Below are 19,720 nucleotides of genomic sequence, written 5' to 3' on the forward strand. Positions count from 1 at the left end.
ATATATTTATTTACATTTCTTGATCTGACGATGATTTTTTGAATTCCCCACACCTCTGTCAACTTGTTGAAACTCACCCACGACGGAGACAGCCTCATGCCACTCAATTTTTGAAAAAACATTGGCAAGAACAATAACTTGAAGCATTTGTCACCCCCTTAAAATACATGTTTCATTTGTATGGGCCTGTCCAGCCCTGCGCCATGCCCCGTTCAAACCTCTCTCGCGCCTTCACGCTCAGCAATTTCGACTTCGAGCTGCCTCCCGAACTGATTGCCCAGCACCCGGCTGCCGAACGCAGCGGCTCGCGCTTGCTGGACGGCTCATCGCCCACGGTGATTGACCGCATCTTCCGCGAACTGCCTGGCCTGCTCAATGCGGGCGACCTGCTGGTCTTCAACGACACCAAGGTGGTCAAGGCGCGCATCTTTGGCGAGAAGGCCACGGGCGGCAAGCTCGAATTGCTGATCGAGCGCGTGCTGCCCGGGCATCAGGTGGTCGCACACATGAAGGTCAGCAAAAAACCGTTGGTCGGCGGCAAGATGCTCATGGCAGGCGGCACTGCACAAGGCGGCTTTGAGGCCGTGCTGTTGGGCCGTTGGCCCGATGAGAACGGCCAGCTATTTCACCTGCAACTGAGCGACGAACCGCATGCGCTGATGGAAAAGCACGGCCATGTGCCTTTGCCGCCGTACATTGAGCACACCGACACCGAAGAAGACGCCAAGCGTTACCAGACCGTGTTTGCGCGTGCACCGGGTGCGGTGGCAGCGCCCACGGCCGCGCTGCACTTTGATGAAGCCTTGCTGGCCGCGCTGGAGGCCCGGGGTGTGCAATGCGCCAGCGTCACCTTGCACGTGGGTGCAGGCACCTTCCAGCCCGTCAAGACCGAGAACATTGCCGAGCACACCATGCACCGCGAGTGGTACGAAGTGCCTGAGGCCACGCAGCAGGCCATTGCCGCGTGCAAGGCGCGGGGCGGCAAAGTGGTGGCGGTGGGCACGACCACGGTGCGCACGCTCGAATCATGGGCCAAGTTCGGCCAAGCCAGCGGCGACACACAAATTTTTATCACGCCAGGATTTGAATTCCAAGTGGTGGACCGTCTGATCACCAACTTCCACCTGCCCAAAAGCACGCTGATGATGTTGGTGAGCGCCTTTGCGGGCTACGAGCACATCATGGGCTTGTACCGGCACGCGATCACGAACCAGTACCGATTCTTCAGCTATGGCGATGCGATGCTGCTGACACGCACCGCATCTGAATCTCAGGTCAGCTGAAGAAACACCCGCCCACCTTCGATCTTGACCGGCCAGGTCTTGGCCGGCTCCGTGGCCGGGCCGCAAGCCACCGAACCATCACGCAGGCTGAACTGGGCCTGGTGGAAGGGGCACTCCACATGGTCGCCTTCCACAAAACCGTCGCACAATTTGGCGTTGCCGTGGGTGCAGAGGTTGTTGATGGCAAACACCTCGCCGTCCACGCTGAACAGGGCAATGTCTTGCCCCTCGGGGCTCACGGCGATGCCCGCACCTTCAAACAAATCGGCCTCGGCGGCCACGTCGGTCCAGTTTGTCATGGTCATATCGGGTAAATGATGGCGTTGGGGATCATTTCGCTGTCGTACACGCACAGGCGTTCAGCGAACTTGAGGCCTTCGGGGGTTTGCACGAGGGTGTCGATGTAGCGGCCCACATTGAACACGGTGCTTTCCTTGTCGAGCTTGGTGCGGAACACCGCGTAATTGGCTTCGGCGTGGATGCGACCGTCCTCCACCTTTCGCACCACGGGTGCACCCACCACATGCCGCTGGTAATACGGGTCGTGGTAGAGCGTTTCTTGGATGCCGTACACGCGGTCTTTCAGCATGCCTTTGCTGGTGAACGACAGCGTGCACAGCGGAAAGCCGCGCTCGTGGTTTTCACGCGGGATGAGTTTGTACACGCATTGCTCGGTGAAAAATTCGGGCCACAAATCCCACTGGCCGCTGTCCACGGCCAGGGCGTAATCGGCGTACAGGCGGCTCAAGGCCATGTGGGTTTCAAAGCTCACCATGGTCAAGCCTCCATCACTTTGCGCCAGTAGGCGTACATGCCCCGGATCAGGGTCTCGGTCACCATGTGGTCGGTCTCGCCCACATCGCGCCCGCCCAGTTCCACCAGCATGCGGTGTTCGGGCTTGGTCTCGAAGGCCTGCTGCGAGAACTCGATCACCTCACCGTCGTCGGCGCTCACAAAACCCGCCGGGCCAAACAGGTTGGACTGGCGCAAGCGGCGCTCGGTCATCTCGGGCGTGTCGTCTTCAAAGCCGAAGTGCGTCCACACAAAGTCAAACGCACCATGCCCGTCGGGCTGGATGTGCCGCGTGGACACGCTGTTGACCTGCTGCTGAAAAATCACGCTCGGGAACAGCGTCATCATCACCGCCGTGGGCATCTGCTCGCCCATCTGCCACCAGCCCTCGGGCACGATGTCCAGAAAACTGGCGTCGTGCAACTGCATGCTTTCCTTAAAGCTGCTCACCTGCGTGACCTGCGCCGCAGCGCCCGTGGCCTGGCCCGCGCTGCCGCGGGTCGAGATCATGGCGGCGTGGCGGTGGTGCGCGTCCATGCGCAGCTCGCTCTTGTTGTCGGCGCGCCAGAGGCCAAAGGTCACAAACCAGGTGTGCAGCAAGCCCGGGTGATAAGGGTCCTTGATGTTTTCCTGCATCAGCTTCCAGTTGCCCGGGATGCGCTGGCGGTTGTAGCCCAGCACCACCAGCTTGCGGCCGTTGAATAGGCGGTCAAAGTATTTCAGGATGGTCGGGCCCATGAAGTCTTCGAGCGACTCCACGTTGTGGTCAAACGACGCGAACACCACGCCGCCGCGCGTGGCCACTTTCAGGGCCGTGAGGCCATGGTCCTTGGGGTCAAAGTCGGCGGGCATACCGCCGTTGACCTTGCCGTCCTGGCGCACGCCGCGCCGGAACGGCACGCCCTGCAAGTCGCCCTTGAGGCTGTAGCTCCACTGGTGGTAGGGGCAGACAAACTCTTTCTTGTTGCCATGGCGCTCGCGGCAAAACTGCATGCCCCGGTGGGCGCAGACGTTCTCGACCACATGGATCTGGCCATCCTGGGCGCGCGTCATGATGACCGAGCGCTCACCCACCACCGTGCGCTTGAAATCGCCAGGGTTCGGGATCTCGGCCTCCAGGCCCACATAGCTCCAGTGGCTTTTGTAAAAGAAGCGCTCCAGCTCCTTCTTGTGCCGGTCTTCGTCGGTGTACACGGCAAACGGAACGCGGCTGGTGCCTTCCGTTTCCCAGTGGATGGAATGTTCGGTCATGTGTCAGTCTCCTCAAATGCTTGTTGCGGGAGCGAGCCCCTGCTCGCGAATGAGCGCTTGGGCATTGCATGCTTTCGGCCGCAGGGGCGACCTCCCACAGGTCTTGATGCACATCATGTCGCCGCCTTCGAATTCCGTAAATCGAAACTCAAAGATAATCATTATTCGAATTTCAAATAACACTGCGCCATGGAACTCGCCCGACTCGACCTCAACCTGCTGCTGGTGTTTCACCACCTGCTGCGCGAAAAGCGCGTCTCGGCCGTGGCCACGGTGCTGGGCATGAGCCAGCCCGCCGTCAGCAGCGCATTGGGTCGCCTGCGCACCAGTCTGGGCGACGAGCTGTTTTTGCGCACCCAGCACGGCATGGCCCCCACACCGTACGCCCTGCAACTGGCCGAGCCAGTGGCCACCGCGCTCGATGGGCTGCAACAAGCGCTGAACGTGCGCGCCGCATTTGACCCAGCCACCAGCGAACGCCGCTTCACCCTGGCCATGACCGATGTGGGCGAGATGTACTTCCTGCCGGTGCTGATGGACGCGCTCGCCCAAACCGCCCCCGGTGTCACCCTCCAGGTGGTGGCCGTGACCAGCGCCAGCCTGGGGGCCGACATGGCGTCTGGCCGCACCGACCTGGCGCTGGGCCTGCTGCCGCAACTGCAAGCGGGTTTTTTCCAGCAGGCGTTGTTTCGCCAGCCTTATGTGTGCCTCATGCGCGAAGGGCACCCGCTGGCCGCTGCGCCCAGCTTGGCGCTGGCCGACTTTGCCGCCGCCAGCCACGTGCGGGTGATTGCAGCAGGCACGGGGCATGGCCGGGTGGATGAAGCGCTGGAACGCCAGGGCCTGCAACGGCGCATTCGCCTCACGGTGCCGCACTACGTGGCCCTGGGCGACGTGCTGGGGCATTCGGACCTGATCGCCACGGTGCCCGAACGTTTTGCGCAGCGCGTCACCACACCTTTTGGTCTGACCACACGGCCATTGCCGCTGGCGGTGGACGGCAGCGTGATCCACCAGTTCTGGCACGCCCATCTGCACAAAGACCCCGGGCACCAATGGCTGCGGAGCATGGTGGCCCAGTGCTTTGGCGACGGCACCGACTGACCCCCTCCTACAATCCCTGCCATGCTCCAATTCGACCTGCTCAAAACCGACCCCTCCAGCCACGCCCGACGCGGCACGCTGACCCTGAACCATGGCGTGGTGCAAACGCCCATCTTCATGCCCGTGGGGACCTACGGCACCGTCAAGGGCGTGATGCCGCGCAGCCTGCACGAGATGGGCGCGCAGATCATTTTGGGCAACACTTTCCACCTGTGGATGCGCCCGGGGCTGGACATCATGAAAGGCTTTGGCGGCCTGCATCAGTTTGAAAAATGGGACAAACCGATCCTGACCGACTCGGGCGGGTTTCAGGTCTGGTCGCTGGGCGACATGCGCAAGATCACCGAAGAAGGCGTGACTTTTGCCAGCCCCGTGAACGGCGACAAGCTCTTCATGTCGCCCGAGGTGAGCATGCAGATCCAGACCATCCTGAACTCGGACATCGTGATGCAGCTCGACGAGTGCACGCCTTACGAGACCAAGGGCCACCTGACGACCGAGGCCGAAGCCCGCAAGTCGATGGAGATGAGCCGCCGCTGGGCCGTGCGCAGCAAGGACGAGTTCGCGCGCCTGGAAAACCCCAACGCGCTGTTTGGCATCGTGCAAGGCGGCATGTTCGAGAACCTGCGTCAGGAGTCGCTGGAAGCGCTGGTGGAGATGGACTTCCCCGGTTATGCGATTGGCGGTGTCAGCGTGGGCGAGCCCAAAGACCTGATGCTGCAGATCATGGCGCACACCCCGCACCGCCTGCCCGCCCACAAGCCGCGCTACCTGATGGGCGTGGGCACGCCCGAGGATTTGGTGCAAGGCGTGGCCGACGGGGTGGACATGTTCGACTGCGTGATGCCCACCCGCAATGCCCGCAACGGCACGGTGTTCACTCGATTTGGCGACCTGAAACTGCGCAACGCACGCCACAAAAACGACCCGCAGCCGCTGGACACCAGTTGCACCTGCCATGCCTGCGCGGGAACATCTGGCGTGTCGTGGGACAACGGTGGCCGAGACGGTTTCAGTCGCGCTTACATGCACCACCTGGACCGCTGCGGCGAAATGCTCGGCCCCATGCTGACCACCATCCACAACCTGCATTACTACCTGAACCTGATGCGCGAAGTGCGCGAATCGCTGGACGCGGGGCAGTTTTCGCAGTTCCGGGCGCAGTTCAAGTCAGATCGGGCACGCGGGGTTTGACTGCGTGGGAGGCTGCCCCTGCGGCCGAATGTTTGGTCTGGCTTCAGAAGTCATTCGCGAGCAGGGGATCGCTCCCACAAAGCCCATCTCCTGCACCCATTTTCAGTTGGTCGTGAACACCGTCAACACCCCGGTGTAACCGTACAACTGGTCGCGCGCAATTTCACCCGCAGCAAAAAAGCCCACCAGCGGCACATCGCCTAAAGCGTGGCGGATGATCTGCATCTCGGCGCTGGGGCCACCAAAGTGCGGGCCTCCCCGGCCCGTACAACTGACATAGACAGCACCGGCAATGCGCTTGCCGACTGGGAGCACGCTGGGCACCGGGTCATCGCTCAAGGCATTGATCGCCTCGATGGACAACATCTCGGGCTCCAGCTCTTCGCGAATCTCGGCGCACACGCGCACCAGGTCGGCACGGGCGGCCTGCACATCGCGCTTGCAAAACGCCAAGCGCATGCCGGGCTCCAGGTGTTCGGCCACCGCAACCCCCTGGCGCATGGGGTCTAGACCCACGATGTGGCGCACCCGCACGTCACTGCCCAAGTTGCCCGCGCGGCCCACGCCCACTTTCCCCGATGGGCTCAGACCCACCAAGGTTGAACGCACCACCGGGATGGCTTTTTGCGGCTCGCTCAAGCTGATCTTCAAGTCGGCCAGCATCACGTCAAGTGCAGGCTCTCCATTGAGCTTGAGCACCACATGCTTGTCGGCCTCGGTGATCTCGCGCTCGGGTGAAACGGGCTGACAACCTTGGGTCACACGTGACAGCAGGGTCACATCGGCGTTAAAGGCCACACCACTCAAGCCACCTTCCAACACACCGCCATCGTCCAGGCTCTGTCCCTTGTGGACAGCAAACTGCACGCTGCGGGTGCGGCTGGCGGTCAGCCCGCCAAACAAATAGCCTTGCTGGGTCCGCGCCGCCATTTCGCCCAGCAACTCGGCCAAATCGGGCGTGGCAGGGTCGGCATGCACCAGCGCCACGGCGGCAAAACCGTTGTAGGCCAAAGGGGTCAGACCCGAAAACACGCGGTAGCGCTCAGGGGGTACATCGCACAACATGACCGCCATGGCCGGTTCGTCAAAGTACTCGGCGTTGTTGACCGCGATGCCCACGCCTACGGTCCCGACCCAATCGCTGACGGCGGGCAACTCTTGGCGCAAATGGTCAAGAATCGCCTGGGCATGGCCCGCATAGTGGTCGGTGATGTAGAGCAGCGCCAACTTGGGGGTTGCGGCGCACTCGGGCAAGCGCATCTGGGCTCGCAACTGGGCTAAAACCAAACCCGCAGCCATCAGCCACTGCGGATGGGTCGCGTGGCCGTAGGGAAACAACTTCATGAAGTGGTGCGCTTGGGAACAGGCTTGCGCGGCGCAAATTTGGCAGCCGGTTTGGCTTTGGCGGCTACCGCTTTTTTGGCGGGCGCCTTTTTGGCTGCGGGTGATTTTTTGCTGGCCGCTGGGGTGCTGGCACCTTTGGCCTTCATGCCGGCCTTCATGGCCTCGGCAGCCACATCTTTCACGGCAGCGGCTGCAATGCTCTGAAACTGCTGTGTCAGGGCACCCCACCACTGCATCGGGTCCACCGTGGGCTTGGCCGAGGCCTTTTCTGAAGACTTGGCCGCCGACTTTTCTTGGGCCGCTTCGGCGTCAGCCTCTGGCTTTGCCACAACAGGTTCAGGCTCGCGGGTAGCTTGCGGCGCAGGTTCGGCTGCAGGTGCTTTGGCGGTGAACGCCTTGGCCAGATCGGCCATGTTCACGTTCATGCTTTGCAGCGTGGACAAGGTCATCTTCTGCACCTCCATCGCCTGGATGGTGGCCTTGAGTGCGGTGGTGTTTTGTTCCAGCCAAAACAACACCGACTTGAGCTCCTGGATGCGTTTGTCGATTTCCTCGACGCTCAGTGTCGGTGCCACCCAACTGGCCATGCCCGGGATGGCCCCTGTTGCTGGTGCTGCCTGAGCAGCCGTTTTGGACAGGTTTTGCAAGAAATCAAAACCGGGAACAAATTGGCCAAAGCCGAAAGCCGATGTGTCGCTCATGGTGTCTCCTCACGCAGATGGTGTGTGCAACAGCTTAAACGAAATGTCTGGCACAAGGCTTTCAGTGTTTGTGCTCTGCATGGCCATGCCCTTGCGGCATGCCAGTGGTCACCGGCACGCTCACTTGCTGTTTGCTTTCGGTGCCTTTGGCATCCTTGAAGACCAGGGTCAGGGCCACACTGCCGTCTTTCACAAGCGGCGCCTTGAGGTCCATCAGCATCAAGTGGTAACTGCCGGGCTTGAGCTCCACGGTTTGGTTGGCTGGCAAATCCAGTGCGGGCACTGCGCGCATTTTCATGACCGAGCCCTCCATCTTCATTTCATGGATTTCGGCCACGCCCGCGACGGGGGTAGACACCGCCACCAGACGGGTGGTCTGGGGGGCCGTGATTTTCATGAAAGCACCCGTGGCATTTTGGCCTTGAACGGTAGCACGGGCCCATCCGCCCTCCACCTTCACCTGGGCCCAGGTCGTGCTGGCGGCCATCAGGCCCAGGAACAACCAAGTGGCTTGTTTGAATGTCTTGTTCATGTTTTCTCCTCAGATTGGAAGTTGGGGTGTTCAGTGTGCGTGTCCAGCTGCTGCGGCACGGGGCATGAGTTCCAGCGCTGCAGCGGGTGATTTCAAGTCCGACAGTTTCTGGCCTGGCTTGGGGACTTCCGTCCAATCGTTGCGACCTTGCTCGCACAACTGCTGCACGGGCCAATACATCATGCCCGACTGGGCAGGTAAAGTGCCCAGCAGCACGAACTCGTCGTAATGGCCACTGGGCAACATGTCTTCGTCAGTTTTGGCCGTCCAGCTGATGCGGGTCACGTCTTCGGTGACGGTGCGGCCATGGCTGGTGTAAGGCTGCGCCAGCTTCTCGCGGGTCACCTCCAGACGCCAGCCCGCCTTGGGCATGGGTTTGGCGCCTTGCACGCCCGCGGGGATGTCCACCACGATCTGGCGCATGGGTGAATTGCCACAACCATGGCTCACCTTGAAAGTGGCCTTGTAGCTTTGGCCCGCGGTGGCCACTTGGTATTCGAGCACGGTGTGGGCCTGGGCCAAGCCACCCCATGCGATGGCCGATGCGGCGATGATTTTGAAAAACATGTTCATTGCAAATCCTGATGTCTAAAGTCAGCCTTCAACTCAAGCGTGTCGCTGCGCTGAAGGTAGGGGGGATGGGCTGACCCGCCTGTAGGCATGGCCATTCACATCCGAGTGGTCGCGCATGCGGCGTGTCTGGCCGCAGTGGCGTCAACGGGACAGTTCAGGAAAGTGCAGGGGGGCCGCGTGGCGGCAGAGGGGAGCCGGTCAGCCAGGCGATATGGGCTGACGGTATGGCGCGCAAGGCATAGGCCAAAGCACTGCGGGTTTCAAACCCCAACGACACAGGCGGTAGCGGTGCGCTGACGTGGGCGCACAAGGGGCAGTCCATGCCGCCCGAAGACTTTTGGCTGTCGCCAGCGTCGTCACCCATCACCATCTTCATGCCGCCCATGGCCGAGCAAACCATCTGGCTGGCCTGCGGCTTGACCAAGGGCGACGCCACCGAAACCCCGATGAACAACGCAAACCACACCAGCACGAGGCGGGTGAGGAGGTGTGCGTTGCGCAGGGTTTGCAGGGTAGGCATGGCCGAAATTATCCCACGGGCCTGCTGGGTGTCTTGGACGTCATCTTTGCGACGCAGCCGATGGCCGCCAGGCGCTAACCTGCGTTCATTGTTCACAACACCGGAGACTCCCATGCTCAAACTCTGCGGCTTTGCAGCCAGCAATTACCACAACAAAGTCAAATTCGCCCTGCTGGAAAAAGGCGTGCCTTTTGAAGAAGAACTCGCCTGGGTGGGCGCGACCGACGCGTCGGCCAGCCCTCTGGGCAAGGTGCCTTACCTCAAGACCGAGCAAGGCGCGATGTGCGAGTCGGCCGTGATGCTGGAATACATCGAGCAAAAATACCCGCAAAACCCGCTGCTGCCTGCCGACCCGTTTGCGGCCTCCAAAGTGCGCGAGCTGGCGCTTTTTCTGGACCTGCACCTGGAGCTGGTGGCGCGCAACCTCTACCCCGAAGCCTTCTTCGGCGGCAAGGTGAGCGACTCGGTCAAAGAAAAAGTCGCAGCGCAGCTCGAAAAGAACGTCGCGGCCTTTGCCAAGCTCGCCAAATTCGCGCCTTTTGTGGCGGGCGACAGCCTGACGCTGGCCGACTGCGCGGCCGTCACGCATTTGCCGCTGGTCTCAGGCGCCACCAAATTGATTTACGGCAAGGACTTCCTGGCCGATCTGCCGGTGCGCGACTACCTCAAGATGATGGGCGAGCGCCCCCACATGCAAAAAATCAACGCCGACCGCAAAGCCAACATGGAGTTGATGATGGCGCGCATGAAAGCCAAATAAGCACGGCTTGATTTTTCCTGACCTGGGGCCTGGTTGACCTGCGTCAACCACGCTGGCCCTTGGCAGGTTCAGGATGAGCGCATGAACTCATCCAGCCAATCCCCTCAAGAGCGCCTTCTGCAAGAGCGCACCCAACTGCTTGCACGCATCGCACAAGAGCGCGGCGGTTTGGTGTCGCGCGTCGACATGGCCGCTGAACACGATGTGCGCGACTTTGACAACCGGGCTCAAGCCATCTCGGAGCGCAATGACGAGTTCGCCATGAACGAACACGAAACCGCCGCGTTGGGTGACATCGAAGCCGCTTTGGAACGCATTCAGGCAGGCACCTACGGCCAATGCACCGACTGCGGCGTCACCATCCCGGCCGCCAGGCTCAATGCCTACCCCACCGCCAAGCGTTGCGTTGATTGCCAGTCATTGAAAGAGCAACGCCGCTGACTTTATAGGCGCGCATGCCTGACCGCGCTTGGCGCATGGGCCATGCTGTTTTGGGCCCAGGATGGCTGATATGCTTTCGGGCATGCACAGCTTATTTCACCTCGCTTTTCACGTCACCGACCTCGACGAGGCCCGCCGCTTTTATGGCGGCGTGCTCGGTTGCCAAGAAGGTCGATCCACCGACACCTGGGTGGACTTTGACTTCTTCTCGCACCAGATCTCGTTGCACCTGGGAGAGCCCTTCAAAACCACCCTCACGGGCCATGTCGGCGACCATCTTGTGCCCATGCCTCACTTTGGCCTGATTCTGCAAAAGGACGATTGGCAAACCCTGGCGGACCGCTTGCAAGGCGCGCACATGAAGTTCGTGGTCGAACCCCACTTGCGCTTTGCAGGCCAGCCGGGCGAGCAATGGACGATGTTTTTCATGGACCCGTTTGGCAACCCGATCGAAGTCAAGGGCTTCACCAGCTTGAGCACGGTCTACGCGAGCTGACGGCGATGGAACACACCTTTGCTTCGGCCACCATCTTGCTGCTGCTGATCACCGATCCGCTGGGCAACATCCCGATTTTTGTCAACACCTTGCGGGCTGTGCCCCCTGAGCGGCGTGCCCGCGTCATCGTGCGCGAAGTGCTGATCGCTTTTGGCCTGCTGCTGGCCTTCATGTTTGTGGGTCAATCGTTCTTGAAGGCCATGAGCCTGTCGGATGTGTCTTTGCAAATTGGCGGTGCGGTGGTGCTGTTTTTGATCGCATTGCGCATGATCTTCCCGCCGCCGCCACAAGACTCGCCCGTGCCTTTGGCTGAACCCTTGATCGTTCCCTTGGCCATTCCCGCCTTGGCCGGTCCTTCGGCCATGGCGACCGTGTTGTTGTTGGTCAGTCAGGCCCCTGAGCGGCGGCTGGAGTGGGTGGCGGCGCTGACGGTGACCATGGCCGTGTGCGCTGTGGTGCTGTTGTTGGCAGAGCGTTTGCAACGGCTGGTGGGCTTGCGCGTGGTCTCGGCTTTTGAGCGCTTGATGGGCCTTATTTTGGTGTCCATCTCGGTGGAGATGCTGATCCGGGGCTTGAAGTCTCTGGCGCAAAGCTGGCCCCACTGAGCCCCTTGCAGCGTCTTTGGGCCGATCAGTTCAGCCGACTGCTTTCCAGCGGCACATCCTTTTTAGATCGGGGTGTGCCAATCGGCCTGCCCGATTGGCCTTTTTGGGTGGCCGCAATGTCTTCTTCGCTGGGGTACTGGCCCAACAGCCAATAGTCAAAAACACGCCGGGCAATGGGTGCCGCTGCGGCTGCGCCGAAACCGGCGTTTTCAACCACCACCGCCACCGCGATCTTGGGTGCATCGGCGGGCGCATAGGCCATGTACAAGGCATGGTCGCGCTGGTACTCGGCCAGTTTGGCCGCGTTGTATTTGTCTTTTTGGCCAATGGTGACGGCTTGCGCCGTGCCGGTTTTGCCTGCGCTCTGGTAGCCCGCACCGGCAAACACCTGGGCCGACGTGCCCGATGTGACCACCCCGACCAGGCCATTGCGCACCACAGCGATGTGCTCGGGCGCATAACCCAGATCAACTGGCTCGGACGTGGTGGTTGCCGCTTCGGCATGGGTCAGGGCATCTTGCGTGGCCCGCACCACACGCGGGGCAAATTTGCGCCCGCCGCTGGCGATGGTGGCGGTGGCCGATGCCAGCTGCACCATGGTGAACGCGTTGTAACCCTGGCCAATGCCCAGCGAGATGGTTTCGCCGCCAAACCATTTTTTCTGCTCGGGCCTTTTGTAATAGTTACGCTTCCACTCGGTGCTGGGCAGCACCCCACGCACTTCGCCAGGCAAATCAATGCCGGTGATCTGGCCAAAGCCCAAGGGCTTCATGAAGTCATGGATCGCATCGACCCCCATCTCGTTGGCCAGCGAGTAGTAATAGACGTTGCTGGACAACGTGATCGAACGCACCATGTCCACCGGCCCCAGCCCGGAGTCGCCATGGCTTCGGAAGGTGTGCCCGCCATACGACCACGAACCTGCGTCGTTGATGATGGTGCTGGCACTGCGCTTGCCCGTGGTCAGCGCCCCCAGCGCCATGAAAGGCTTGTAGGTCGAGCCTGGCGGATAGGTGCCACGCAAGGCCCGGTTGAGCAAGGGTTTGTCAGGTGACTCGTTGAGGGACTGCCAACTCTCGACATCAATGCCCTCGACAAACAAATTCGGATCAAACGTGGGCTTGCTGACAAATGCCAACACCTCACCGGTTTGGGGGTCCATCGCCACCAGTGCGCCACGGCGGTTGCCAAACAAATCCTCGATCATTTTTTGAAGGTGGATGTCGATCGACAAAACCACGTTCTGCCCCGGCGTGGCCAGATGGCTGGACAGGCTTCGGGTGGCTCGCCCACCGGCCGAGGTTTCCACCCGGTTCACGCCCGTGATGCCATGCAACTCGCGCTCGTAGCGCTGCTCGACACCCAGCTTGCCGATGTATTCAGTCCCACGGTAATTGCCCACATCGTCGTCGTCTTCGATGCGCTCTTTTTCTCGTGCATTGATCCGGCCGATGTAGCCCACCACATGGCTGGCCAACTCACCGTAGGGGTACTGCCTGAACAAGCGCGCCTTGATCTCGACACCCGGAAACCGATAACGCTGCGCACTGAAACGCGCCACCTCTTCGTCGTTCAAGCGGGTACGGATGGGCAAAGAATCAAAACTGCGCGACTCTTCTCGCAAGCGCTTGAATCGGCGGCGGTCCTTGCCCTGAATTTCCACCAGCTCGCCCAGCGCATCGATCGTGGCCTCTAGGTCAGCCACTTTGGACGGCGTGATTTCCAGCGTGTAGGCCGAGTAATTGCTGGCCAACTCAACACCGTTGCGGTCCAAAATCGTGCCGCGTGGCGGCACGGTGGGGATCACGGCCGTGCGGTTGTTTTCGGCCTGCTCCAACAGGTCTTCATGGCGCACGATTTGCAGATACGACAAACGAACCGCCACCAGCACAAAGCACACCAGCACGACCACCTGAACCACGAGCACGCGGCTGCGAAACCGGTAAAGGTCGGCTTGGTTGTCACGCAACTCGGCAAGTGAGGGCAGCCACAGTGACATGGTCAAAGAGGCCGGATGTTGTCGGGGTCAACCGCTCGCCGCTGCGGTGCGAGCAACAAAGCGCCAATCAGCGGCCACAGGGCGGCCTGCATCAAGGGCGCAAAAAGCTGGCTCCAATGCGGCCAGGCATCCTGCACGATCAAGCGGGTTGCCCACTCCAGCAAAGAGGCGATCACAAAGAGCGGCGCAATTTGCAGCGCTTGTTCGCGCAAGGGAAACCAAAGCAAGCGCCGCTGAACGGCAATGGCCATGCTGCTCAACACCACATAAGACAGTGCGTTTTGCCCTAGCAAAGCCGACTCGTGTACATCGAGTGCCAGCCCCAACACAAAGGGCAACACCAAGCCCACGCGCCGGGGTTGGTACACGTTCCAGAACACCACCACAATGGCCAGAACATCGGGCAACCAGCGCCACCCCGTCAACCCCAGCAACATGTTCATCAGCAGCCCCACCACCAAGGTCAAGGCGATGAAGCGCGGGTTGGCGGGCAGCAGCAGCGGCCGGCCTGCGGGCATGATCATGGTTTGACTCCTGAAGATGCGGGCGCGGCAGAAGGCGCAGAAGACGCAGTTGGCCGGCCTTTGCCACTGCGCTTGGGTTCAGGATGGGCGGCAGGCGCTGGTGGCCAGTCCTTGACCGGCATCAGCACCAACAAATGCCGTCCACGGGCTTTGGCTGCCGGGGTGGCATGCACCCGCGCAAAAGACGAATCCACACGGCGATCGATCCGGCTCACAGTGCCCACATGCAGGCCTGGCGGATACACGCCGTCAATGCCGCTGGTCGTGAGCAAGTCACCTTGTTTGACATCGGTGCTGGCGGGTACAAATTTCAGCTCCAACGCACCGCCGGGCACGGACGGGTCACCCATCGCCACATGCCGACTGCCCGTGCGGGCATTCATCACGGGAATGCTTTGGTCCCGGTCTGTCAGCAAGGTCACCTCGCTGACCAAGGGGTACACCCGCGTGATCTGCCCCACCACGCCACCGGCATCAATGACCGCAGCGCCTTGCACAATGCCACCGAGCTGGCCACGGTCCACCACCACACGGTCGGTGTACGGGTCGGCCGTGTCGTAAAGCACCTCCACCGCCTGGGATGGCCCCGCCACTTGCTTGCGCAGATCCAGCAACTGCCGCAGCTGGGCGTTTTCTTGCGTCAACTGCTCGACTTGCTGCAAACGTTGGGCTTGCGCGATGGTGCGGGTCTGGAAGTTTTGCGCCGCATCTTGCGCCTCTTCGAGATTGCCGAAATATTGCCCCAGGCCGCTGGCCGCCCGCCCGGGCTGCAACGACAACCACTGCAAAGGGGCCAGCACCATGGCGATGCCCGAGCGCAGCGGCTGGGAAATCTTGAACCGGTGGTCCGAGGCCATCAACAAAATCGACAGCAGCGCCAAGAGCACCAGTTTGGTGGTCGCAGACAGGCCCTGCCGAAAAATCGGGGGTGCACTGCGTTCGAGGGTATCCAGAGCCATAAAAAAGGTGCGCCGGATTCAGGTTGGGTCAAGCTTGAACCCTGGCCGTGGGCAAGCAGCCAGGTGCATCGCTTATTCGCTGGTGAAAATGCTGCCCAACTGGTCCATGCGCTCCAGCGCCATGCCGCAACCGCGGGCCACGCAAGTCAGCGGGTCTTCGGCCACCAGCACAGGCAAGCCGGTTTCTTCGGCCAGCAAGCGGTCCAGGTCACGCAGCAAAGCGCCACCACCGGTGAGCATCATGCCGCGTTCGGCAATGTCAGCGCCCAATTCTGGCGGCGTGTGTTCCAGCGCGGTTTTGACAGCCGAGACAATCTGGTTGAGCGGATCGGTCAAGGCTTCCAGGATTTCGTTGGAACTGATGGTGAAGCTGCGCGGCACGCCTTCCGACAGGTTACGGCCCTTGACTTCCATCTCCTTGACTTCGCTGCCGGGGAAGGCCGAACCGATGTTTTTCTTGATGGCTTCGGCGGTGGGCTCGCCGATCAACATGCCGTAGTTGCGGCGGATGTAGCTGATGATGGCTTCGTCAAACTTGTCGCCGCCCACGCGCACGCTGCCTTTGTAGACCATGCCGCCCAGCGAGATCACGCCGACTTCGGTGGTGCCGCCACCAATGTCCACCACCATGGAGCCCGAAGCGGCCGACACCGGCAAGCCAGCGCCAATCGCTGCGGCCATGGGTTCTTCGATCAAATACACCTCGGAAGCGCCTGCGCCCAAGGCCGACTCGCGAATCGCCCGGCGCTCGACCTGGGTGGAGCCGCAAGGCACACAAATGATGATGCGGGGGCTGGGGCGGAAGGTGCTGCGGGGGTGCACCATGCGGATGAACTGCTTGAGCATCTGCTCGGTCACCGTGAAGTCGGCGATCACGCCGTCCTTCATGGGGCGAATGGCTTCGATGTTGCCGGGCACTTTGCCCAACATGGCCTTGGCTTCGTGGCCGACGGCTTGCAGGGTTTTCTTGCCCTGGGGACCGCCCTCGTGGCGGATGGCCACAACCGAGGGCTCGTCGAGCACGATGCCCTTGTCGCGCACAAAAATCAGGGTGTTGGCGGTGCCCAGGTCAATGGCCAGGTCGCTGGAAAAATAACGGCGAAATGAAGAAAACATTCGGGAGTCCTTTGACGCTCAAACCCAAGGCCCGCTGAGGGCATGTCGGGGACGGCGCGGCTGTCAAATCGGGTGTATCGTGAGGGCTGGCTCAAAGGCTATGCTGTGAGCTGCGCTAAACACAGGATAATACCCGATCCCCCGGCAAAACAGGTGCCGCCAAGCCCCGTTTGGCTTGGAAAACCCCGTCATTTACAACTCTTTTCAAACCATGTCCCTGACCCCGCAGGATATTGCCCGCATCGCGAACCTCGCCCGACTGGAACTGCAGCCCGACGAGAGTGAGCGCATGCTCGCCCAGATCAACGGCTTTTTTGGCATCGTCGAAGCCATGCAGGCGGTGGACACCACCGGCATCGAGCCCATGGCCCACCCAGTGGCCGCCATCCAGGACATCACGCTGCGCCTGCGCCCCGACGTGGCCAGCGAACCCAACCAACGCGACTTGAACCAGCGCAGCGCCCCCGCCGTCGAGCGCGGCCTGTTTTTGGTGCCCAAGGTGATCGAGTGAGCCGCACGATGACGACATCCAACCTGCATGACATGACCGTGGCCGAGCTGGCCCGCGCCCTCAAGGCCAAACAAGTGAGCGCCGTGGAAGTGGCCACCGGTTTTCTGGCCCGCACGGGCGGCAACCCGCACAACGCCTTTCTGGACATCGACAGCGAAGTGACCCTGGCCCAAGCGCAGGCCAGCGACGCCCGCCTGGCCGCTGGCACCGGCGGCCTGCTCGAAGGCGTGCCTGTTGCGCACAAAGACGTGTTTGTGACCCGCGACTTCGCCACCACCGCAGGCTCCAAAATCCTCACCGGCTACCGTTCACCATTTGACGCGACGCTGGTGCAAAAACTCGGCGCATCCGCACAAGGCGGCGCAGGCATGGTGTCTTTGGGCAAGCTCAACTGCGACGAATTCGCCATGGGCTCGGCCAACGAAAACTCGGCCTTTGGCAAAGTCACCAACCCCTGGGACACGGCCCGCGTGCCCGGCGGCTCGTCGGGTGGCAGCGCCGCTGCCGTGGCGGCACGCCTGACCCCCGCAGCAACGGGCACCGACACCGGCGGCTCCATCCGCCAGCCCGCCAGCTTTTGCGGCATCACCGGCATCAAGCCCACCTATGGCCGCGCCAGCCGTTACGGCATGATCGCCTACGCCTCCAGCCTCGACCAGGGCGGCCCCATGGCCCGCACCGCCGAAGACTGCGCCTTGTTGCTCAGCGCCATGTGCGGCCCCGACATCGACCGCGACTCGACCTCGCTCAACGTGCCCGCCGAAGACTTCACCGCCTCGCTCAACAACTCACTCGAAGGCCTGCGCATTGGCATTCCCAAAGAGTTCTTTGGCGAAGGCCTGGCAGCCGATGTGCGTGCCGCCGTGGACAGCGCTTTGCGCGAGTACGAAAAGCTCGGCGCCAAGCTGGTGCCCATCAGCCTGCCGCGCACCGAGTTGTCAATTCCCGTCTACTACATCATTGCCCCGGCCGAAGCCAGCTCCAACCTGAGCCGCTTTGACGGCGTGAAGTTTGGCCACCGCGCCAAGGACTACACCGACCTGGTGGACATGTACAAAAAGACCCGCGCCGAAGGTTTTGGCAACGAGGTCAAGCGCCGCATCATGACGGGCGCTTATGTGCTCAGCCATGGCTATTACGACGCCTACTACCTGCAGGCCCAAAAAATCCGCCGCATGATCGCGGACGACTTCCAAAACGCGTTCAAGCAGTGCGATGTGATCGCGGGCCCCGTGGCCCCTTCGGTGGCCTGGAAGTTTGGCGAGAACGCCAACGACCCGGTGGCCGATTACCTGGCCGACATCTTCACCCTGCCCGCCTCGCTGGCCGGCCTGCCCGGCATGAGCGTGCCCGCAGGTTTTGGTGCGAGCGGCATGCCCGTGGGCCTGCAGCTGATCGGCAACTACTTCAAGGAAGCCCAGTTGCTCAACGCCGCGCACCGCCTGCAACAAGCCACCGATTTCCACCTTCGCAAGCCGGAGGGCATCTGACATGAGCAAACTCGTCCAAGGCTACGAAGTCGTCATCGGCTTTGAAACACACGCCCAACTCTCGACCCAAAGCAAAATTTTCAGCCGCGCGCCCACGGCCTTCGGCGCCGAAGCCAACACGCAAGCCTGCGCGGTGGACATGGCCCTGCCCGGCACCCTGCCCGTGATGAACATTGGTGCGGTAGAACGCGCCATCGAATTCGGTCTGGCCATCAACGCGCACATCGCCGAGCGCAGCATTTTTGCGCGCAAAAACTACTTCTACCCCGACCTGCCCAAGGGCTACCAGATCAGCCAATTCGAGATCCCGGTGGTGCAAGGCGGCGAGGTGTCGTTCTTTCTCGAAGAGGGCAAAGAAACGGTGCGCAAGACCGTGCGCCTGGAGCGCGCCCACCTCGAAGAAGACGCGGGCAAATCGCTGCACGAAGACTTCATTGGCCAAAGCGGCATCGACCTGAACCGCGCAGGCACGCCGCTGCTGGAAATCGTGACCCAGCCCGACATGCGCAGCAGCGAAGAAGCCGTGGCCTATGCCAAAGAGCTGCACAAGATCGTGACCTGGATCGGCATCTGCGACGGCAACATGCAAGAAGGCTCGTTCCGCTGCGACGCCAACGTGTCGGTGCGCAAACCCGGCGGAGAGCTGGGCACGCGCCGCGAGATCAAGAATCTGAACAGCTTCAAGTTCATGCAGCAAGCCATCGACTACGAAGTGCGCTGGCAGATCGACCAAATCGAAGACGGCCACACGATCCAGCAAGCCACCGTGCTGTTCGACCCCGACACGGGCGAGACCCGCGCCATGCGCACCAAGGAAGACGCCGCCGACTACCGCTACTTCCCCGACCCGGACCTGCCGCCGCTGGTGATTGGCCGCGACTGGGTGGAGCGTGTGAAAGGCGAGATGGCCGAGCTGCCCCGCGTGATGGCCGAGCGCTTCGTCAAAGACTACGCCCTGCCCGAATACGACGCCACGCAGCTGACCCAAAGCAAGGCCGTCGCCGCTTACTTTGAAGCCACCGCCAAGGCCTGCGGCCAAGCCAAACTGGCCAGCAACTGGATCATGGGCGAAGTCTCACGCCGCCTGAATGCGAGCGAACTGACCATCGAGCAGGCACCGGTGAGCGCTGCGCAACTCGCCACCTTGATCGGCCGCATCAGCGACAACACCATCAGCAACAACGCGGCGCGTCAGGTGTTTGAAGGTCTGTGGAATCAAGAAGGCGAAGTCGATGCCATCATCGAAGCCAAAGGCCTCAAGCAGATGAACGACACCGGCGAGCTGGAAAAGATCATCGACGAAGTGCTGGCCGCCAACCCCAAGAACGTCGAAGAGTTCAAAGCGGGCAACGCCAAAGCCCTGAACGGCTTGGTCGGACCAATCATGAAAGCCAGTAAGGGCAAGGCCAATCCAGGGCAGGTGAATGCTGTGTTGATGAAGAAGTTGGCATAAACATCCTCTTGGCGACCGAAGAGTTTTAAAGTTCCATCTGGATGGTTCAGCGAATTAACCAAGAGCGCCAAT

The 19,720-nt window shown here is 61.5% G+C and carries 22 protein-coding genes; 10 read left to right on the forward strand and 12 right to left on the reverse strand.

The window, feature by feature from the left end:
- The first annotated feature begins 203 nt into the window (after window positions 1-203).
- Complete coding sequence (gene queA / locus ACZ5VE_RS13405) at window positions 204-1,283, forward strand: tRNA preQ1(34) S-adenosylmethionine ribosyltransferase-isomerase QueA (RefSeq protein WP_464455630.1); 1,080 nt, start codon at window positions 204-206, stop codon at window positions 1,281-1,283.
- On the opposite strand, the gene ACZ5VE_RS13410 is transcribed toward queA, so the two are convergent.
- Genes ACZ5VE_RS13410 through ACZ5VE_RS13420 form a run of 3 tightly spaced genes read right to left on the reverse strand, consistent with a single transcriptional unit; the run spans window position 1,271 to window position 3,326 of the window.
- Window positions 1,271-1,588 carry a non-heme iron oxygenase ferredoxin subunit gene (locus ACZ5VE_RS13410; RefSeq protein WP_464455631.1) on the reverse strand — a complete coding sequence of 106 codons (318 nt, stop codon included), beginning with the start codon at window positions 1,586-1,588 and terminating at the stop codon, window positions 1,271-1,273. The genes queA and ACZ5VE_RS13410 overlap by 13 nt on opposite strands.
- Window positions 1,585-2,058 (reverse strand): aromatic-ring-hydroxylating dioxygenase subunit beta, encoded by a 474-nt coding sequence (locus ACZ5VE_RS13415; protein ID WP_108428264.1) that lies wholly within the window; start codon window positions 2,056-2,058, stop codon window positions 1,585-1,587. Before ACZ5VE_RS13415 ends, ACZ5VE_RS13410 begins: the two co-directional genes overlap by 4 nt.
- A 2-nt stretch (window positions 2,059-2,060) precedes the next feature.
- A complete protein-coding gene (locus ACZ5VE_RS13420; protein ID WP_464455632.1) occupies window positions 2,061-3,326 on the reverse strand; it encodes an aromatic ring-hydroxylating dioxygenase subunit alpha in 1,266 nt (421 codons plus the stop codon).
- A 189-nt stretch (window positions 3,327-3,515) separates the two neighbouring features.
- On the opposite strand from ACZ5VE_RS13420, the gene ACZ5VE_RS13425 reads away from it, so the two are divergent.
- Window positions 3,516-4,430, forward strand: a complete 915-nt coding sequence (locus tag ACZ5VE_RS13425) for a LysR family transcriptional regulator (protein WP_464455633.1) — start codon at window positions 3,516-3,518, stop codon at window positions 4,428-4,430.
- A 21-nt stretch (window positions 4,431-4,451) separates the two neighbouring features.
- Window positions 4,452-5,624, forward strand: coding sequence for a tRNA guanosine(34) transglycosylase Tgt (gene tgt, locus ACZ5VE_RS13430; RefSeq protein ID WP_464455634.1), 1,173 nt, complete (start codon window positions 4,452-4,454; stop codon window positions 5,622-5,624).
- 102 nt (window positions 5,625-5,726) lie between these two features.
- Here the strand turns inward: tgt and ACZ5VE_RS13435 are convergent, their stop codons facing one another.
- The 5 genes from ACZ5VE_RS13435 to ACZ5VE_RS13455 all read right to left on the reverse strand — a co-directional run bounded on the left by ACZ5VE_RS13435 (window position 5,727) and on the right by ACZ5VE_RS13455 (window position 9,294).
- Complete coding sequence (locus ACZ5VE_RS13435; RefSeq protein ID WP_464455635.1) at window positions 5,727-6,968, reverse strand: FIST signal transduction protein; 1,242 nt, start codon at window positions 6,966-6,968, stop codon at window positions 5,727-5,729.
- Window positions 6,965-7,669, reverse strand: coding sequence for a PhaM family polyhydroxyalkanoate granule multifunctional regulatory protein (locus tag ACZ5VE_RS13440; protein ID WP_464455636.1), 705 nt, complete (start codon window positions 7,667-7,669; stop codon window positions 6,965-6,967). The genes ACZ5VE_RS13435 and ACZ5VE_RS13440 overlap by 4 nt, the downstream gene beginning before the upstream one ends.
- A gap of 61 nt (window positions 7,670-7,730) precedes the next feature.
- Window positions 7,731-8,201 (reverse strand): copper chaperone PCu(A)C, encoded by a 471-nt coding sequence (locus tag ACZ5VE_RS13445; RefSeq protein WP_464455637.1) that lies wholly within the window; start codon window positions 8,199-8,201, stop codon window positions 7,731-7,733.
- 30 nt (window positions 8,202-8,231) lie between these two features.
- Entirely contained in the window at window positions 8,232-8,768 is a 537-nt protein-coding gene (locus tag ACZ5VE_RS13450) for a YcnI family copper-binding membrane protein (protein WP_464455638.1), read from the reverse strand.
- Window positions 8,769-8,928: 160 nt separating this feature from the next.
- The gene (locus ACZ5VE_RS13455; protein ID WP_464455639.1) at window positions 8,929-9,294 is read right to left on the reverse strand and encodes a DUF2946 family protein; all 366 of its coding nucleotides are present in this window, start codon (window positions 9,292-9,294) and stop codon (window positions 8,929-8,931) included.
- A gap of 112 nt (window positions 9,295-9,406) precedes the next feature.
- Here ACZ5VE_RS13455 and ACZ5VE_RS13460 point away from each other — a divergent pair, with 112 nt between their 5' ends.
- The 4 genes from ACZ5VE_RS13460 (at window position 9,407) to ACZ5VE_RS13475 (ending at window position 11,596) form a co-directional block, all read left to right on the forward strand.
- A complete protein-coding gene (locus ACZ5VE_RS13460; RefSeq protein WP_464455640.1) occupies window positions 9,407-10,054 on the forward strand; it encodes a glutathione S-transferase family protein in 648 nt (215 codons plus the stop codon).
- An 81-nt stretch (window positions 10,055-10,135) separates the two neighbouring features.
- Window positions 10,136-10,495: a TraR/DksA family transcriptional regulator gene (locus ACZ5VE_RS13465; protein ID WP_464455641.1), complete on the forward strand. Its 360-nt coding sequence runs from the start codon at window positions 10,136-10,138 to the stop codon at window positions 10,493-10,495.
- 82 nt (window positions 10,496-10,577) lie between these two features.
- The gene (locus ACZ5VE_RS13470) at window positions 10,578-10,991 is read left to right on the forward strand and encodes a VOC family protein (protein WP_464455642.1); all 414 of its coding nucleotides are present in this window, start codon (window positions 10,578-10,580) and stop codon (window positions 10,989-10,991) included.
- Between the two features lie 5 nt (window positions 10,992-10,996).
- The gene (locus ACZ5VE_RS13475) at window positions 10,997-11,596 is read left to right on the forward strand and encodes a MarC family protein (RefSeq protein ID WP_464455643.1); all 600 of its coding nucleotides are present in this window, start codon (window positions 10,997-10,999) and stop codon (window positions 11,594-11,596) included.
- A 25-nt stretch (window positions 11,597-11,621) separates the two neighbouring features.
- Here the strand turns inward: ACZ5VE_RS13475 and mrdA are convergent, their stop codons facing one another.
- From mrdA to ACZ5VE_RS13495, 4 genes are all read right to left on the reverse strand, one after another.
- A complete protein-coding gene (mrdA, locus tag ACZ5VE_RS13480; protein ID WP_464455644.1) occupies window positions 11,622-13,595 on the reverse strand; it encodes a penicillin-binding protein 2 in 1,974 nt (657 codons plus the stop codon).
- A gap of 2 nt (window positions 13,596-13,597) precedes the next feature.
- A complete protein-coding gene (gene mreD, locus ACZ5VE_RS13485) occupies window positions 13,598-14,119 on the reverse strand; it encodes a rod shape-determining protein MreD (RefSeq protein WP_464455645.1) in 522 nt (173 codons plus the stop codon).
- Complete coding sequence (gene mreC / locus ACZ5VE_RS13490) at window positions 14,116-15,078, reverse strand: rod shape-determining protein MreC (protein ID WP_464455646.1); 963 nt, start codon at window positions 15,076-15,078, stop codon at window positions 14,116-14,118. The genes mreD and mreC overlap by 4 nt, the downstream gene beginning before the upstream one ends.
- 72 nt (window positions 15,079-15,150) lie before the next feature.
- Complete coding sequence (locus tag ACZ5VE_RS13495; RefSeq protein ID WP_100174197.1) at window positions 15,151-16,194, reverse strand: rod shape-determining protein; 1,044 nt, start codon at window positions 16,192-16,194, stop codon at window positions 15,151-15,153.
- Window positions 16,195-16,405: 211 nt separating this feature from the next.
- On the opposite strand from ACZ5VE_RS13495, the gene gatC reads away from it, so the two are divergent.
- From gatC to gatB, 3 genes are read left to right on the forward strand one after another with little or no spacing between them, the layout of a single operon-like run.
- A complete protein-coding gene (gene gatC, locus ACZ5VE_RS13500; protein ID WP_464455647.1) occupies window positions 16,406-16,705 on the forward strand; it encodes an Asp-tRNA(Asn)/Glu-tRNA(Gln) amidotransferase subunit GatC in 300 nt (99 codons plus the stop codon).
- An 8-nt stretch (window positions 16,706-16,713) separates the two neighbouring features.
- On the forward strand, window positions 16,714-18,195 hold the full coding sequence (gatA, locus tag ACZ5VE_RS13505) for an Asp-tRNA(Asn)/Glu-tRNA(Gln) amidotransferase subunit GatA (protein ID WP_464455648.1): 1,482 nt from the start codon (window positions 16,714-16,716) through the stop codon (window positions 18,193-18,195).
- 1 nt (window position 18,196) lies between these two features.
- On the forward strand, window positions 18,197-19,648 hold the full coding sequence (gene gatB / locus ACZ5VE_RS13510) for an Asp-tRNA(Asn)/Glu-tRNA(Gln) amidotransferase subunit GatB (RefSeq protein WP_464455649.1): 1,452 nt from the start codon (window positions 18,197-18,199) through the stop codon (window positions 19,646-19,648).
- Window positions 19,649-19,720: the final 72 nt, after the last annotated feature.

This window comes from Limnohabitans sp. INBF003, from assembly GCF_055396645.1.